We start from the raw sequence: 13828 nt of genomic DNA on the forward strand, positions 1-13828 counted from the left end.
TTCAGACGTGAGCGCCGCGCTCGACCGGCTCGCCCGCGAGGTCGCCGCCGACGACGAGTTCCGCCGCCGGCTGCAGCGCCGCACGCTCGCGGTCGTGGTCGCGAGCCAGGTGCTCGGCGGCGCCGGCCTCGCCGCCGGCGTGACCGTGGGAGCGCTGCTCGCGCAGGAGGTGCTCGGCAGCGACGGGCTCGCCGGCGTCCCGACGGCGCTGTTCACGCTCGGCTCGGCGCTCGCCGCATTCCTCGTCGGCCGGGTCACCCAGCGCCGGGGACGTCGACTCGGGCTCGGCCTCGGCTTCGCCGCGGGCGGCATCGGCGCGGCGGGCGTCGTCGTCGCCGCCATCGCCGACAACGTGCCGCTGCTGTTCCTCTCGCTCTTCGTCTACGGGGCGGGCACCGCGACCAATCTGCAGGCGAGGTACGCGGGCGCCGACCTCGCGACGCCGCGCACCCGCGGCACCGCCGTCAGCATCGCGATGGTGTCGACGACGCTCGGCGCGGTCGCCGGCCCGAATCTGGTCGAGCCGCTCGGCCGGCTCGCCGAATCCTGGGGCATCCCGGCGCTCGCGGGGCCGTTCCTGCTCGGCGGGGCCGCCTACGTCGCGGCGGGTGCGGTGCTGCTCGCGCTGCTGCGGCCCGACCCCTTCCTGCTCGCTCGCCGGCTGCCGGATGCCGAGGCGCCCGCTCCCGCCGAGGCATCCGCTGCGGCCGAGGCATCCGCTCCCGCCGCGTCCAGCGTTGCGCCCCCGCCCGCCCGCCCGAGGCCCGGCGCGTACGCGGGCGCGACCGTGATGGTGCTCACGCAGATCGCGATGGTCGCGATCATGACGATGACGCCGGTGCACATGCGCGCCCACCACCACGGCCTCAGCGAGGTCGGCCTCGTCATCGGCCTGCACATCGCCGCGATGTACCTGCCCTCGCTCGTCACGGGCGTGCTCGTCGACCGGCTGGGCCGCACGCCGATGGCGATCGCCGCGGGCGTGACGCTGCTGGCGGCGGGCGTGGTGGCGGCCGTCGCCCCGGCGGACTCGCTCGGGCTGCTGATCCTCGCGCTCGTGCTGCTCGGCCTGGGCTGGAACTTCGGCCTCATCGCCGGCACCGCGCTCGTCGTGGACGCCACCGTGCCGGCGAACCGGGCGCGCACCCAGGGCACGATCGACGTGCTGATCGCCCTGGCCGGCGCCGGCGGCGGCGTGATGTCCGGCGTCGTGATGGCGGCGTCGAGCTACGCGGTGCTGGCCCTCGGCGGCGGCGTGCTCTCGCTCGTGCTCATCCCGGTGCTGTTCTGGGCGAGCCGTGCGCACCGTCGCGCGCAGCGGCCCGCCTAGAACAGCCCCCACAGCTGGGCGAACATCGCGACCGCGGGCACGAGTGGGAGCATGAGCCAGACGGCGAACACCGGCGCGGCGCAGACGCCCAGCACGAGCAGTGCCAGCGCGGACCCGGCGACGCCGAGACGGTCGAGCCGGCTCACGAGGCGTCCGGGAGCATCGCCGGGCACTCGCCGCCGGGCTCGGTCGAGCGCTCGAAGTGCCACATCTCGTTCGCGTACGTCTGGCAGAGGCCGTAGTCGGCGCCGTGCTGCGAGAGCCAGCTGTCGGCGTCGGTGGGGCCGATGTCGATCGCCCGGCCGGTGACGTGGTTCGAGCCCTCGGGGGTGCTCACGAAGCGGCGCGCCTCCTCCAGGCTGCCGTACTCGAGCACCGCGTCGTCGAGCAGCTGCTGCTGGTACTCGGCGCTGCGCCAGCCGCTCGTGATGCGGAACTCGATGCCGTCGTTCGCGGCGTCCGCGGCGGCGGCGCGGACGGCCGCCAGCAGCTCGCCGTCGAGCAGCGTGATCGCGGGCACTTCGTCGTCGAGCGAGATCCATTCCCCCTCGGGAATGTACCCGTCGGATTCGTCGATGGTGCCGTCGCCGGGGTCGCCGCCGGCCTGCTGCGCCTCTTCCGCGGGAGCGCCGATTCCTCCCGCGCCGATGCCGGACATGCCGCCGCCGGTCGCCGCCGCGGCCCCGAGGAGCGCGGCGCCGACGGCCACGAAGGCGAGCACGGCGGCGAGGGCGCCGAGCACGGCGACGCGGCGGCGGCGGGTGACGGAGTCGTGATGGGTTCGCATACGACGAGTCGACCGCAGCGCCCGTTGCCGGGCCGTCTCGGAATCCGCATACACGGGCGATACCCCGCCCGCGACCGCCTCAGTCGGCGGGGAGCGGCTCGATCAGCGTTGGGTCGTGCGGGTCGATCGCGCGGTGGGAGTTGACCCGGCGGTCGACCTCGTACTCGCGGATAGTGGGCGCGACGCGGTCGGATGCCTCGAGCAGGAAGTCGACCATCGCCTGCATGCCGCCCGCGTCGAGCTTCGCCGGATCGAGGTACCGCTCGACCTCGTCGAGCGGGAGGTACACGGGCATGCGCTCGTGGATCTCGCCCGAGGCATCCCGTGCCTCGCGCGTGATGATCGACGCCGAGACCTGCCAGCTGCCGTCGTCGAGCCGCCTGGCGGTCGAGATGCCGGCGGCCGCGAGCAGCTCGCTCTCGCCGTGCAGGTAGTGCGCCTGCTTCTTGCCGGGCTCACCCGTCCACTCGTAGTAGCCGCGCATCGGCACGATGCAGCGGCCCTGGGCGAACGCGCCCTTCCACAGCCCGTTCGTCGCGACGGTTTCGATGCGGGAGTTGAACTGCGGCCGCTTCGACTCCTTCATGAACGAGGGGTGGAAGTTCCACACCGCGGGCTCGAGCCGCCGCACGAAGGCGCCCGTCTCGCGGTCGGCGCGCTCGCGCACGATCGGGATGGTGTCGGTGGGCGCCAGGCTGTAGTTCGGCCGCCAGTCGGGAAAGTCGTCTTCGGCCTCGAACACCTCGGTGAGATCGTCGGCCTGCTGCGAGACCACGAACCTTCCGCACATGCTGCCTCCCCGGATCGCCTCCAGCCTGCCACCGACCACCGACGTCCGCATCACGTGGGCCGGCTCTAGCAGCCGGTGACCAATCGGACGCCCGCCCCGAGCTCGCTCAAGAGATACGCCGGGAGCCGTCCGGTCGGGTACGTCTGGAGATACTCGCGTCCAACCGGCCCGAGCTGCGTCACGAGTGCGACGGAGTCCTTGTCGAGTCCGCTCGCCACGGCCGGGATCAGCACGTTGCCCGGGAACGCCTCCTGGGCCAGGTTCGAGGTCAACGGAATGATCAGCACGGTGTTGATCGACGTGGCCATCAGCCAGTCGTCCTGGAAGACGATCGCGGGTCGCACCTTCGCCGGTTCGGAGCCCCGCGGCTCGCCGAAGTCGGCCCAGACCACATCGCCGCGGGCCAGGCTCACCATTCGTCGTCGTTCTGAATGGCCCGCCGGACGGCCTCGAGCATCGGCTCGTCGCGAGGTTGACCGGCTCGGCGAAGCGCGTCCTCGGCGATCGAGGTCAACTGACTCGTGTCCTCGAGCTCGTCGGCGTACCGGGTCGCGGCGCGGCGGTAGAACTCGGAGCGCGTCATTCCAGTGCGCGCGGCGATTCGCTCGAAGCGCTCGAAGTCCCGGTCCGGGAGAGAGATCGCGGTCTTCATGCAGCGAGTATAACCAGTATAACGCATGGTAGCCAAGATTCCTGCACCGGCCCCGCTCAGTCCGGCCGCCGTCCCGCCCACGGGTCGTAGTCGGCGATGAGCGGCTCCTGCGGCGGGCGCTCGCCCTCGGGCACGTGCTGCAGGTTCACCCGCACGCGGTACCAGAGCGAGCTCGCCCCACGCATGCCGTCGACGAGCACGTCGGCCGGGTGCAGCGCCGCGGCGGAGGACGGATGCCTCGCCCGCCACTCCTCGAGGGCGGCGAGCGCCTCGGGCTTCGTCTCGGTGCGGGCGAGCTCGATGAGCGGCATCGTCGAGGTGCGGCGGCCCGAGGCATCCGCTCCTCTCGGTGGCTTCTCTGCCGGGCCGAGCCGTTCGGCGAGGGCGAGCAGCCCGTCGAGCGATCCGGCGGCGTCGTCGATGCCCGCCGCGGGATCGCCGCGCTCGGCGAAGCGGCGCAGCACCGTGGTGACGGTGAAGTCCTCGGGCCGCGCGGTGCGCACCTCGTCCCAGTCGAGCGGCGTCGACACGCGAGCGTCGGCGAGCGGCCGCACCGAGTACGCCGAGGCGACGGTGCGGTCCTTCGCGTTCTGGTTGAAGTCGACGAACACGGTCTCGCCGCGCTCCTCCTTCCACCAGCGGGCCGTCGCGAGGCCCGGGGCGCGATCGGCCATCTCGCGGGCGAGCGCCTCGGCTGCGAGGCGCAGTTCGGGGTAGCTCCAGCGCGGCTCGATGCGCACGTTCAGGTGCATGCCCCGGGAGCCCGAGGTCTTCGGCCAGGCGACGAGGCCGTGCTCCGCGAGCACCTCGCGCGCGATGAACGCGGTGTCGACGATCTGCGACCAGTCGACGCCGGGCATCGGGTCGAGGTCGACCCGGAGCTCGTCGGGGTGGTCGAGGTCCTCGGCGCGCACCGGATGCGGGTTGAGGTCGATGCAGCCGAGGTTCACGACCCAGGCGAGCCCGGCGCGATCGCGCACGACGGTCTCCTCGGCCTCGGTGCCCGAGGCGTAGTGCAGGGTCGCGGTGTCGATGAAGTCGGGGTGCTGCTCGGGCACCCGCTTCTGGAAGAACGCCTCGCGGTCGATGCCCTTCACGAAGCGCTTCAGCACCATCGGTCGTCCGCCCGCGCCGCGGAGGGCGCCGTCGGCGACGGCGAGGTAGTAGTCGACGAGATCGCGCTTGGTCAGGCCGGCGTCGGGGAAGACGACCTTGCCGGGATGGCTCAGTCGCACCTCGTGGCCGTCGACCTCGATGACCACGGCGTCGTCGGAGCGGGCCGCCATGTCACCACTCTAGGTGGTTTCATGCCAACGCGGCGTATCGTCGGAGCCGGAGGCGACCATGGATCTCGAACCGGTGCTCACGAAGCTCGACCGCATCGCGGGCGGCCGCGCGGCGGGCGAGAGGGCCGACGACGAGCTCGTCGAGCAACCGCGCACGCGTCGCGCGTTCACCTGGATCAGCTGGCTGCTCGCCCTGGAGCTGCTCATCGGGCTCGCGGCCCTGGTCGTGGCGATCGTGCTGTTCGCGCAGGGCACGGTGCTCGCGTTCCCGGTGTGGATGCGGATCCTCGTCGTGCTGGGCATGACCGCGACGCTGTTCTACTTCGCCTGGCGCGCGCAGAAGGGCTACCGCTGGGCGTACTCCCGGCTTCGGCTGTTCAGCAAGATCTTCCCGGTGATCACCCTCGTCATGGCGGCCATCCCCGGGTTGTTCCCGTTCTGGATGGTGACGGAGCAGATCGTGTTCAGCCTGATCCTCATCGGCATCGCCGACTTCCTCGACAGCGACCACATGCGCCGCGTGTTCCGCCGCCCGGAGTGAGCCGCGGCGACGTGCGCGGGTGACGTCGTGCGCGGGTGACGTCGCGTCAGCTCTGCAGCCATTCGAGGTAGAAGCTGCCGACGCCGGCGGCGACGAGGAGCCCGCCGATGATCCAGAACCGCACCACGATGGTGACCTCGGCCCACCCCTTCAACTCGAAGTGGTGATGGATCGGACTCATCAGGAAGATCCGCTTGCCGTGCGTGAGCTTGAAGTACGCCCGCTGCACGATCACCGACCCCGTCTCGATCACGAACAACCCACCGATCAGCACCAGCAGCAGCTCCGTACGACTCACGATCGCCAACGCCGCGAGCGCACCGCCGAGCGCCAGCGAACCGGTGTCGCCCATGATGATCTTCGCCGGGTTCGTGTTCCACCAGAGGAAGCCGATCAGCCCACCGGTGATGGCGGTGGCGACGATCGCGAGGTCGAGGGGGTCGCGGACCTCGTAGCACCGCGCGAAGTTGTCGTTGTCGGGCGCCAGGCGGGAGCAGGCCTGGTTGAACTGCCAGAACCCGATCACGACGAACGACCCGATCGCGAGGATCGACGCCCCACCGGCGAGCCCGTCGAGCCCGTCGGTCACGTTCACCCCGTTCGACGCGGCCGTCGAGATCAGACAGATCCAGACCACGTACAGGATCGTCCCCGCGATCGTGCCGAACACCATGAAGTCCAACGGCAGATCCCGGATGAACGAGATCTTCGTATCCGCCGGCGTCGTGCCCTGCGCATTCGGGAACTGCAACGCCAACAACGCGAACGTGCCCGCCACCACGACCTGCCCGGCGACCTTCGCCCACCCCCCAAGGCCCAGGCTCTGCTTCTTCCGCGTCTTCAAGAAATCGTCGATGAACCCGACCACCCCGAGCCCGACCATCATGAACAGCACCAGCAACGCCGACGCCGTCGCACCCTCACCGCTCAGCAGCGTCGCCCCGAAATACCCGAACAGGGTGCCCAGGATGAAGATGATCCCACCCATCGTGGGCGTGCCCCGCTTCACATGATGCGACTGCGGCCCATCGTCACGGATGAACTGCCCCCACCCCAAACGCACGAACAACCGGATGAACACCGGCGTCAGAAAGAGCGTGAACGCGAGCGACAACGCCCCGGCAGTCAGTAGTGCTCTCACGAGGAGCATTCTCCCAGTCGATCGGCGAAGCGCGTCAATCCGCGCCCCCCGGCGGGTTCAGCCCCAGCGACCGAGCAGGGCCGAGGCATCCCGCGTGAACTCGTCGAGGATCTCGGCGACCGGCCGCACCGAGCGCAGCAGCCCGACCCCCTCGCCGGCGTCGACCGGCACGAGCCGGTGGTCGCCCGCCGAGTTCGCGGCCGTGAACTCCGCGCGGAACCCGTCGAGCGCGTCGCCCGAGCCGCGGAGCTCGTCGACCCGCCCCGCCCATTCCTCGACGAAGGCGTTGCGCACGACCCGCTCGGGGAACCGCTCCGGCCAGGGCAATCCGAGCGCCGCATCCGCCGCGCTCGTGTTCACGGTGTCGTCGCCCGTCGCGGCGAGCAGCACCGGCCGTGCGGACTCCGGTGTCAGCGCCTCGGGGCTCGCCATCAGCGCGGTGCCCACCCAGGCGCCGTCGGCGCCGGCCGCGAGCACCGCCGCGAGGCTGCGGCCTGAGGAGATGCCGCCCGCGGCGAGCACCGTCGTCCGGCCGCCGATCCCATCGAGCACGGCATCGAGGAGGCTGAGCGTGCCCATGCGCGGGTCGCCGTGGCCACCGCCCTCGCTGCCGCGGGCGACGACGACGTCGACACCCGCGTCGGCCGCGAGCACGGCCTCCGCCGGGGTGTACACCTGCGTGGCCGCGAGCGCGCCGATGGCGTGCACCCGCTCCACCCAGTCGAAGTGCTCGGAGAAGCCGATCGACACGAGGTGGGGGCGGGCCGCCAGGGCGAGCTCGAGCAGCTCGGGGTCGCGGCGGAGTCCCCAGCCGACGAGGCCGACCCCGAAGGGGAGCGCGGATGCCTCGGCATCCTCCCGGCCTGCCGCTTCGAACTCGGCGAGCTGCGCCGAGAGCTTCGTCGCGGATCCGGCGCTGCCCATGCCGATGAGGCCGAGCGCGCCGGCCCGCGAGACGGCGTGCGCGAAGCGGCCGCCGGCGACCCCGCCCATCGGGGCCGCGACGATCGGAACGCGCAGCCCGAGCGAAGCGGACCACGTCGTGGCGAGACCGGTCACGGTTGCACCTCCTGTTCGGCCGCCCAGCGCAGGAACGCGGGGTCGGCGGAGACGATCCTGGACACCTCTTCGCCGCCGTCGCAGCGGCAGAGGCTCACGACGGCACCCTCGGCGTCGAGCTCACGCAGCGCCCAGGTACCCCCGAAGCCCTCCCAGCGGGCGAGCTCCTCGAGCGGGGCGCTCGCGGGCTCCGGCTCGAGGGCCGGCGGCCCGAGCTCCGGCGGCCCGGCCGCGGTGGGGGAGCTGCGCGTCCAGCCGAGCTCCTCGCCGCGGTCGAAGAAGTGCCGGAAGGCGTAGATCAGGGGGCGCCAGGCACCGGGGTCGATGTGCTGCGTGCCCGGCACGTGCAGCTCGGGCAGCGCGTGCACCCGCACGACCTCGACCTCGACCATCGCGTAGCCGGGGTCGACGCCCGGGGTGATCCGGCGCACCTCGCCCTCGAACTGCAGCGGCGCCTCGCGCACTCGCGGCGGGGCGACGAGCTCGGAGCGCTGCTCGGTGAGGCCGGCGAGCTCGAACTTGCGGCGCTCGGTGCGGTAGCGGTGCGCCTTCGCTGCGGGCACCGGGTCGCGGCCGGTGACCGCGGCGAGGCGTTCGACGTTGCGCCACTGGCCCGACGACGGGAAGTTGACGGTGAGTTGCGGGCGCTCGACGAGGTTCGCGTAGGACTGCCCGTCGGTCTCGAGGCCGAGCACGAGCATGCGCCCGAGCGCCCAGTGGCTGGACGCCGGGGCGAGGTTCGCGGTGCCGTCGGCGTTCTGCGTGGCGACGAGGTAGACCGGGGTGCCGACGTACAGCACGCTCGGCTCGATCACGAGGTGCTCGTCGTGTCGCATGGCTGCCTCCCGTCCTGGCCGATGCCTCCACGCTACGCCTGCCGTGCGGCGGATGACGCGGGCCCGTGGGTCCTCGGGGTCATCGCCCTGCACGCATGGCGAAGGGCGGCGCTCCGAGTGGAGCACCGCCCTTCGGCGCGTCCGTCGAGGCCGCTAGAGCGTCTCGGGGAGATCCAGGAGCTCGCGGGAGCGCTGAATTTCCCTGATGATGTCCGCGAAGCTTCCGCCGAAGGCAGGTCCGAGGTCGGCATCCGTGTAGACCGACTGCCCCCACAGACTGACGTAGACGTTGACCCCGCTCGGCGTGCTCGAGTCGTTCTGCTTGGTCCACACCGTCGGAACGTTCGGGTCGCCGACCGGACCGACCGGTGCGGGAGGAGCGGGCGTTTCCGCTTGCGCGGCGATCGCCGGCATTCCGAAGACGAAGGCGCCGACGAGGGCGCCCGACACGGAGATCTTGGCGAGCTTGTTCATGAGTGCGGATCCTTTCGCGTGTTCCCCCCGGATCCACGGTCCATTAAGCGGGTCATCGCAGATACGCCGCATCCGGGTGAGCACTGAAGGTCTGCGACCGCGCCGACTGAGGTGCGCGTCACGCGGCGCACCGCTCCGGTAGCGTCATCGGATGCTGAGCATCCGATGGGTGACGGTCGACGACGCGGCCGGGGTCGCCGCAGTGCATGTGAACGCGTGGCGGGTCGCCTACGCGGACCTGATCGACCAGGCCGTCCTGGATCGGCAGAGCGTCGAGACGCGCACGGAGATGTGGCGGCATTGGATCACCCGTTCGCAGCTCGGGGAGGCGCCCGACGGCTACGGCGAGGTCGCGCACCGCCTGCTCGTCGCCGAGCTCGACGGTGAGATCGCCGGCTGGGCGAGCTTCGGCGGCGGACGAGACGACGACAGCCGCGAGCTCGCCGAGCTCGCCGGGCTCTACGTCGACCCGAACGCCTGGGCGCGCGGGGTCGGTCACGCGCTGATCGAGCGGGCGCAGCACGAGCTCGCCGCAGCGGGCTGGACCGACGCCTACCTCTGGGTGCTCGACGGCAACGATCGCGCCATCCGCTTCTACGAGCGGCACGGCTGGCGCGCCGACGGCGGCGAGAAGTTCGGTGAGGGCGGGAGCGTCGAGGGGTTGCACGAGCTGCGCTACGTGCGCCCCCTCTGAGACGGGATGCCTGGGCGCGCAAGTTCTCCACAGCGCGACCTGAAGCGCCGGCCGCACGTCTTGAGGTGATCAGGCTGGTGGTATGCGGATCGGAGTCTATGTCGATGGGCTCAACCTGTACTACGGTGCGCGTGGGCTGTGCACGCGCTCGACCCCCGGGTGGCGGTGGCTGGATCTTCGCCGCCTCGCCGATGCGATCGTTGCGCGTCGATCCGCATGGGGCGGATCGACGATCGATCGAGTCGTGTACTGCACGGCCAGGATCAGCGGGGCCTCGAACACGAGCGGGCAGCGCGACCAGGACGTCTATCTCCGCGCACTGCAACGGTCGGGGTCGGTGGACGAGTTCGCGATGGGCAATTACGTTTCGCGGGTCTCGTCCGCGCCGCTCGCCGTCGCCGATCGGAAGCTCGGCCGGTCCTCACGCTCCCGAGCTGGCCGATGATGATCCAGCATCGAGATGGCCGCCCCCACCCGGACGCGGTGTTCATGGCCTCGGTGGCCCGACGCGAGGAGAAGGGTTCGGATGTGAACGTGGCGTCGCATCTGCTGCTCGACGTGCTCGAACGAAGGGTCGATGCGGCGGTGGTGATCAGCAATGACAGTGATCTAGCGTTCCCGATCGCACAGGCGCGAGAGCGTGTGCCCGTCGGTACGGTGAATCCGACGAAGAACTACCGCGCGGGGAAGCTCGGCGGGACCCCGCTCGACGGGGTCGGTGGGCACTGGTGGTACCAGCTCACTGCGGGCGACGTGAAGGGGGCGCAGCTGCCGGACCGGGTCGGAACGCTCACGAAGCCGGCCGGCTGGTAGAGGCTCGCGGGCGAGCGTGATAACCTTGCGGTATACCACTCGGCCCCTCAGGGGCCGAGTTTTTTCTTGGCGTCTATGCGTGCTCCAGTTGCCAGAGGTGCGGGTTCACAGCGGATCCGAGTCCCTGTCATAGCCCGGTCATAGGGTCGGCGCGCAGCCTTGGGGTGTGTCGACGAGCACGATCGCATCGGTTCGGATGCGATGGCGGCGCGACGCGGGTTCCGCGACGACTCCCTCCTGTCGCGGCCCGCGCGCGCCGCGCTCGCGGCATGACGGTGCCGGCCGGGCTGGCCCCGCCACCGCCGGGTGATCGGGTCCCGACGATGCGGCGGGCGGCCCCCGGCGCACCGCCGCCCGGCCCGCCTCACTCCATGGAGTCGAGGATCCCCACGAGCTGCTCGAACGTCGTCATCGGGTTCACGATCGCGAAGCGGGTGTTCGGCCGGCCATCGTGCGAGCTCGGTGTGACGAAGGCGCGCTGCTCCTCGAGCAGCCGCGCGGACCAGCGCTCGTAGTCGTCCATCGTCCACCCCTCGCGCTCGAACACGACGATCGAGAGCTCAGGGTCGCGCACGAGCCGCAGTTCCGGCCGCGAGCGGATCTCCTCGGCGATGCGCTGGGCGAGCTCGAGCGAGTTCGTGATGGCCGCCCGATACGCCGCCGCGCCGTAGCTCGCGAGCGAGAACCAGAACGGCAGCCCACGCGGTCGCCGGGTGAGCTGCACGGCGTAGTCGGAGGGACTCCACTCGGGCTTGCCGGTCAGCGTGTCGAGGTACTCGGCGTGCTGCGTGTGCGCGCGGCGGCCGATCTCGGGGTCGCGGTAGATGAGGGCGCAGGCGTCGAAGGGCGCGAAGAGCCACTTGTGCGGGTCGACGATGACCGAGTCGGCACGCTCCACGCCGCGGTACCGGGGGCGGGCGAGGGGGGAGAGCATGCCGGTCAGGCCGTAGGCGCCGTCGATGTGCAGCCAGAACTCGAACTCGTCCTTGAGGGCGGCGATCGAGGCGACGTCGTCGACGATGCCGAAGTTCGTCGAGCCGGTCGTCGCGATGACCGCGAACACGTCGTCGCCGTGCTCCTCGAGCGCGGCGCGCACGGCGTCGCCGCGCAGTCGCCCGTCGGGGGCCGCCGGCACCAGCACGAGCTCGACGTCCATGACCTTCGCGGCGGACTTGTTCGAGGAGTGCGCCTCGGTGCTGCAGACGAGCTTCCAGCGGGCGGGCGTGGGCAGGCCCGCCGCGGTACGTCGCTCGCGGGCCGCTTCGCGCGCGGCGACGAGGGCCGAGAGGTTGCCGATGGTGCCGCCCTGCACGAAGACGCCACCGGCGCCGGCGGGCAGGCCGAACTCCTTGGCGAGCCAGGTGAGGACCTCGTTCTCGGCGTGCACCGCCCCGGAGCCCTCCATCCAGCTGCCGCCGTACAGGCTCGACGCCGAGACGACGAGGTCGAAGGCCATCGCGGCCTTCGTGGGCGCGGCCGGGATGAAGGACAGGTACTGCGGATGGTCGATCGTGATGCAGGCCGGGGCGAGCACGTGCTCGAACACCGAGAGGGCGCGCGTCGCGCCGATGCCCTGCTCGTCGATCGTGCGACCAGCGAGGCGGCTGAGCTCGGCCTCGGTCTCGGGCTTGTCGAGCGGGGTATCGGTCGACAGCAGACGGCGGCGCGAGTAGTCGAGCACGAGGTCGACGATGGCCTGGGTCTCGGCGGTGACGGCGTGCATCCGCGTGGGGTCGACGGCCGGTGCCGGGGTGATGGCCTCGGCGTCGGCGGTGGTGCTGGTGGGGGAGTCGGCTGCGGTGCCCATGTCTGTCCTCTCGACGGCACGGGCCAGTCTGAACCGTCATGGGGCCTCGCGCAACTTCTACGCATGAATCCAGTCTGTCGCGCAATCAATCATCATGATCACCTCCCGTTGGGTCACTTTCTTGCGCTCGAGTGGCGTAGTGCGACGGGAGACGGATGGTCCGCGGGAGCGCGAGCCCAGCTCGTCGTCGGCGGGATGGCGCACACTGGACTGGTGACCCCGGACGCGCGACTCGACTGGCGGGCGCCTCATCCGAGCGAGCTGCATCAGACGGTCGGTTCGCTCCGCCGGGGGCCCGGCGACCCCGCGTACCTGACCGCGCCCGATCGTTCGGTCTGGCGCGCGACCCGCATGGCGGAGGGTCCGGCGACGATGCGGCTCTCGCAGCGCGGCGCCGACGAGTTCCGCTGCGAGGGGTGGGGGCCGGGGGCGGCCGCCGCGGTGGCCTCGGCGCCCGAGCTGCTCGGGGCGCGCGACGACACCGCGGGATTCGAGCCGGGGCTTCCCGAGCTCGTCGAGGCGCACCGGCGCAACCCGGGGCTCCGGGTGCCGCGCAGCGGCCGGGTGCTCGAGGCGCTCGTGCCCGCGATCCTCGAGCAGAAGGTGATCACGCTGCAGGCCCACGAGTCGTGGCGGGTGCTGCTGCGTCGCTTCGGAGAGCCGGCGCCCGGTCCGACGCCGCGGCCGATGCTGGTGCCGCCGAGCGCCGAGGGGTGGCGCATGATCCCGAGCTGGGAGTGGCATCGGGCCGGCGTCGATCCGCAGCGCTCCCGGGCGATCGTGCGGGTCGCGGCGCTCGCCGAGCGCGTGGAGGAGGCGGCGCGGATGACGCCGGCCGACGCCCTCGCCCGGCTCACCGCGTTGCCGGGCGTCGGTCCGTGGACGGCGGCCGAGGTCGCCCAGCGTGCCCTCGGCGACGCCGATGCGGTCTCGGTCGGCGACTACCACCTCGCCAACTTCGTCGGCCATGCGCTCGAGGGGCGCGACATGAGCGACGAGGAGATGCTCGTCGCCCTGGCTCCGTGGGCCGGCCAGCGCTACCGGGTCATCCGCCTGCTCGGCCTCGCCGGGCATCGCGGGCGGCCGCGTCGCGGACCGCGGATGCCGTTCGTCGACCACCGCGCCCGCTGAGCCCGGAACCCCGCGGCACGGCCGGCGTCAGCCCGCCTGTCCGGCCGTGCGCTCCTCGTCGGCCTGCCACTCGACGAGTGGTTGCAGCAGCTCCATGAGCTGCAGCGCGCGCGAGCTCGGCGTGTACCGGATCGTCACGGGCGTCGTGGCGCGGACGTGCCGCTCGAGCAGGCCGTCGGCCTCGAGCTCGCGCAGCCGGGCGGCGAGCACGCGGTCGGAGATGCCGGCGACGGTGTCGCGGTACTCGGAGAAGCGGCGGGCGCCGCGCACCCCGGCGAGCAGGATGGCCGCGTTCCACTTGCGCCCGGCGAACTCGATCGCGCTCGTGAAGCGGCGGCAGGCCTCGTCGTCGATGTGGCCGAGCTCGTGCAGCCGGGCCGAGCGGCGGGCGTCGAGCTCGTCGGGCTGCGCCTCGGAGTCGGGGGAATACGCCATGGGCCGCGCTCCGTTCCACTCGGGTGATGGCACTTCCTTCGAGTAAGTAGCT

The 13828-nt window shown here is 71.8% G+C and carries 18 protein-coding genes; 6 read left to right on the forward strand and 12 right to left on the reverse strand.

The annotated features are described in order from the left end of the window. Positions 1-7 precede the first annotated feature (7 nt). Positions 8-1330 (forward strand): MFS transporter, encoded by a 1323-nt coding sequence (locus tag ACFWE1_RS14325; RefSeq protein WP_376934079.1) that lies wholly within the window; start codon positions 8-10, stop codon positions 1328-1330. Here ACFWE1_RS14325 and ACFWE1_RS14330 read toward each other — a convergent pair. The 6 genes from ACFWE1_RS14330 to ligD all read right to left on the reverse strand — a co-directional run bounded on the left by ACFWE1_RS14330 (position 1327) and on the right by ligD (position 4845). Then, positions 1327-1476, reverse strand: coding sequence for a hypothetical protein (locus ACFWE1_RS14330; protein ID WP_376934080.1), 150 nt, complete (start codon positions 1474-1476; stop codon positions 1327-1329). The genes ACFWE1_RS14325 and ACFWE1_RS14330 overlap by 4 nt on opposite strands. After that, the gene (locus ACFWE1_RS14335; RefSeq protein WP_376934081.1) at positions 1473-2117 is read right to left on the reverse strand and encodes a M15 family metallopeptidase; all 645 of its coding nucleotides are present in this window, start codon (positions 2115-2117) and stop codon (positions 1473-1475) included. Before ACFWE1_RS14335 ends, ACFWE1_RS14330 begins: the two co-directional genes overlap by 4 nt. Before the next feature lie 79 nt (positions 2118-2196). Then, the gene (locus ACFWE1_RS14340; RefSeq protein ID WP_376934082.1) at positions 2197-2907 is read right to left on the reverse strand and encodes an SOS response-associated peptidase; all 711 of its coding nucleotides are present in this window, start codon (positions 2905-2907) and stop codon (positions 2197-2199) included. A 65-nt stretch (positions 2908-2972) separates the two neighbouring features. Further along, complete coding sequence (locus tag ACFWE1_RS14345; RefSeq protein WP_376934083.1) at positions 2973-3323, reverse strand: type II toxin-antitoxin system PemK/MazF family toxin; 351 nt, start codon at positions 3321-3323, stop codon at positions 2973-2975. Then, entirely contained in the window at positions 3317-3559 is a 243-nt protein-coding gene (locus ACFWE1_RS14350) for a ribbon-helix-helix protein, CopG family (protein WP_376934084.1), read from the reverse strand. The genes ACFWE1_RS14345 and ACFWE1_RS14350 overlap by 7 nt, the downstream gene beginning before the upstream one ends. 56 nt (positions 3560-3615) lie before the next feature. Continuing rightward, a complete protein-coding gene (ligD, locus tag ACFWE1_RS14355; RefSeq protein ID WP_376934085.1) occupies positions 3616-4845 on the reverse strand; it encodes a non-homologous end-joining DNA ligase in 1230 nt (409 codons plus the stop codon). Between the two features lie 58 nt (positions 4846-4903). Between ligD and ACFWE1_RS14360 the strand changes: the two genes are divergently transcribed. Beyond that, positions 4904-5386, forward strand: a complete 483-nt coding sequence (locus ACFWE1_RS14360) for a hypothetical protein (RefSeq protein ID WP_376934086.1) — start codon at positions 4904-4906, stop codon at positions 5384-5386. A gap of 46 nt (positions 5387-5432) precedes the next feature. On the opposite strand, the gene mraY is transcribed toward ACFWE1_RS14360, so the two are convergent. The 4 genes from mraY to ACFWE1_RS14380 form a co-directional block, all read right to left on the reverse strand. Beyond that, positions 5433-6527, reverse strand: a complete 1095-nt coding sequence (gene mraY / locus ACFWE1_RS14365; RefSeq protein ID WP_376934142.1) for a phospho-N-acetylmuramoyl-pentapeptide-transferase — start codon at positions 6525-6527, stop codon at positions 5433-5435. A gap of 57 nt (positions 6528-6584) precedes the next feature. Continuing rightward, the gene (locus ACFWE1_RS14370; protein WP_376934087.1) at positions 6585-7586 is read right to left on the reverse strand and encodes an NAD(P)H-dependent flavin oxidoreductase; all 1002 of its coding nucleotides are present in this window, start codon (positions 7584-7586) and stop codon (positions 6585-6587) included. Beyond that, positions 7583-8422 (reverse strand): flavin reductase family protein, encoded by an 840-nt coding sequence (locus tag ACFWE1_RS14375; protein WP_376934088.1) that lies wholly within the window; start codon positions 8420-8422, stop codon positions 7583-7585. Before ACFWE1_RS14375 ends, ACFWE1_RS14370 begins: the two co-directional genes overlap by 4 nt. Before the next feature lie 153 nt (positions 8423-8575). Beyond that, on the reverse strand, positions 8576-8896 hold the full coding sequence (locus ACFWE1_RS14380) for a hypothetical protein (RefSeq protein WP_376934089.1): 321 nt from the start codon (positions 8894-8896) through the stop codon (positions 8576-8578). Positions 8897-9047: 151 nt separating this feature from the next. On the opposite strand from ACFWE1_RS14380, the gene ACFWE1_RS14385 reads away from it, so the two are divergent. The 3 genes from ACFWE1_RS14385 (at position 9048) to ACFWE1_RS14395 (ending at position 10403) form a co-directional block, all read left to right on the forward strand. Next, positions 9048-9590 (forward strand): GNAT family N-acetyltransferase, encoded by a 543-nt coding sequence (locus ACFWE1_RS14385; RefSeq protein WP_376934090.1) that lies wholly within the window; start codon positions 9048-9050, stop codon positions 9588-9590. A gap of 82 nt (positions 9591-9672) precedes the next feature. Further along, a complete protein-coding gene (locus ACFWE1_RS14390) occupies positions 9673-10035 on the forward strand; it encodes a hypothetical protein (RefSeq protein WP_376934091.1) in 363 nt (120 codons plus the stop codon). Further along, positions 10032-10403, forward strand: coding sequence for a hypothetical protein (locus ACFWE1_RS14395; protein WP_376934092.1), 372 nt, complete (start codon positions 10032-10034; stop codon positions 10401-10403). Before ACFWE1_RS14390 ends, ACFWE1_RS14395 begins: the two co-directional genes overlap by 4 nt. Positions 10404-10767: 364 nt before the next feature. Here the strand turns inward: ACFWE1_RS14395 and ACFWE1_RS14400 are convergent, their stop codons facing one another. Then, on the reverse strand, positions 10768-12126 hold the full coding sequence (locus ACFWE1_RS14400; RefSeq protein WP_376934143.1) for a pyridoxal phosphate-dependent decarboxylase family protein: 1359 nt from the start codon (positions 12124-12126) through the stop codon (positions 10768-10770). Positions 12127-12423: 297 nt separating this feature from the next. Here ACFWE1_RS14400 and ACFWE1_RS14405 point away from each other — a divergent pair, with 297 nt between their 5' ends. Next, complete coding sequence (locus tag ACFWE1_RS14405; protein ID WP_376934093.1) at positions 12424-13341, forward strand: DNA-3-methyladenine glycosylase family protein; 918 nt, start codon at positions 12424-12426, stop codon at positions 13339-13341. 27 nt (positions 13342-13368) lie between these two features. Here the strand turns inward: ACFWE1_RS14405 and ACFWE1_RS14410 are convergent, their stop codons facing one another. Continuing rightward, complete coding sequence (locus ACFWE1_RS14410; RefSeq protein ID WP_376934094.1) at positions 13369-13776, reverse strand: winged helix-turn-helix transcriptional regulator; 408 nt, start codon at positions 13774-13776, stop codon at positions 13369-13371. Positions 13777-13828 lie beyond the last annotated feature (52 nt).

This window comes from Agromyces sp. NPDC060279 (assembly GCF_042726785.1).
GTDB lineage: Bacteria > Actinomycetota > Actinomycetes > Actinomycetales > Microbacteriaceae > Agromyces.

Bases quoted from the DNA above. Each gene is read 5' to 3' on its own strand.
- ACFWE1_RS14375 (WP_376934088.1), bottom strand. From the start codon at position 8,422: ATGCGACACGACGAGCACCTCGTGATCGAGCCGAGCGTGCTGTACGTC.
- ACFWE1_RS14335 (WP_376934081.1), bottom strand. From the start codon at position 2,117: ATGCGAACCCATCACGACTCCGTCACCCGCCGCCGCCGCGTCGCCGTG.
- ACFWE1_RS14345 (WP_376934083.1), bottom strand. From the start codon at position 3,323: ATGGTGAGCCTGGCCCGCGGCGATGTGGTCTGGGCCGACTTCGGCGAG.
- ACFWE1_RS14380 (WP_376934089.1), bottom strand. From the start codon at position 8,896: ATGAACAAGCTCGCCAAGATCTCCGTGTCGGGCGCCCTCGTCGGCGCC.
- ACFWE1_RS14395 (WP_376934092.1), top strand. From the start codon at position 10,032: ATGATGATCCAGCATCGAGATGGCCGCCCCCACCCGGACGCGGTGTTC.
- ligD (WP_376934085.1), bottom strand. From the start codon at position 4,845: ATGGCGGCCCGCTCCGACGACGCCGTGGTCATCGAGGTCGACGGCCAC.
- ACFWE1_RS14400 (WP_376934143.1), bottom strand. From the start codon at position 12,126: ATGCACGCCGTCACCGCCGAGACCCAGGCCATCGTCGACCTCGTGCTC.
- ACFWE1_RS14390 (WP_376934091.1), top strand. From the start codon at position 9,673: ATGCGGATCGGAGTCTATGTCGATGGGCTCAACCTGTACTACGGTGCG.
- ACFWE1_RS14410 (WP_376934094.1), bottom strand. From the start codon at position 13,776: ATGGCGTATTCCCCCGACTCCGAGGCGCAGCCCGACGAGCTCGACGCC.
- ACFWE1_RS14350 (WP_376934084.1), bottom strand. From the start codon at position 3,559: ATGAAGACCGCGATCTCTCTCCCGGACCGGGACTTCGAGCGCTTCGAG.
- ACFWE1_RS14385 (WP_376934090.1), top strand. From the start codon at position 9,048: ATGCTGAGCATCCGATGGGTGACGGTCGACGACGCGGCCGGGGTCGCC.
- ACFWE1_RS14340 (WP_376934082.1), bottom strand. From the start codon at position 2,907: ATGTGCGGAAGGTTCGTGGTCTCGCAGCAGGCCGACGATCTCACCGAG.
- ACFWE1_RS14360 (WP_376934086.1), top strand. From the start codon at position 4,904: ATGGATCTCGAACCGGTGCTCACGAAGCTCGACCGCATCGCGGGCGGC.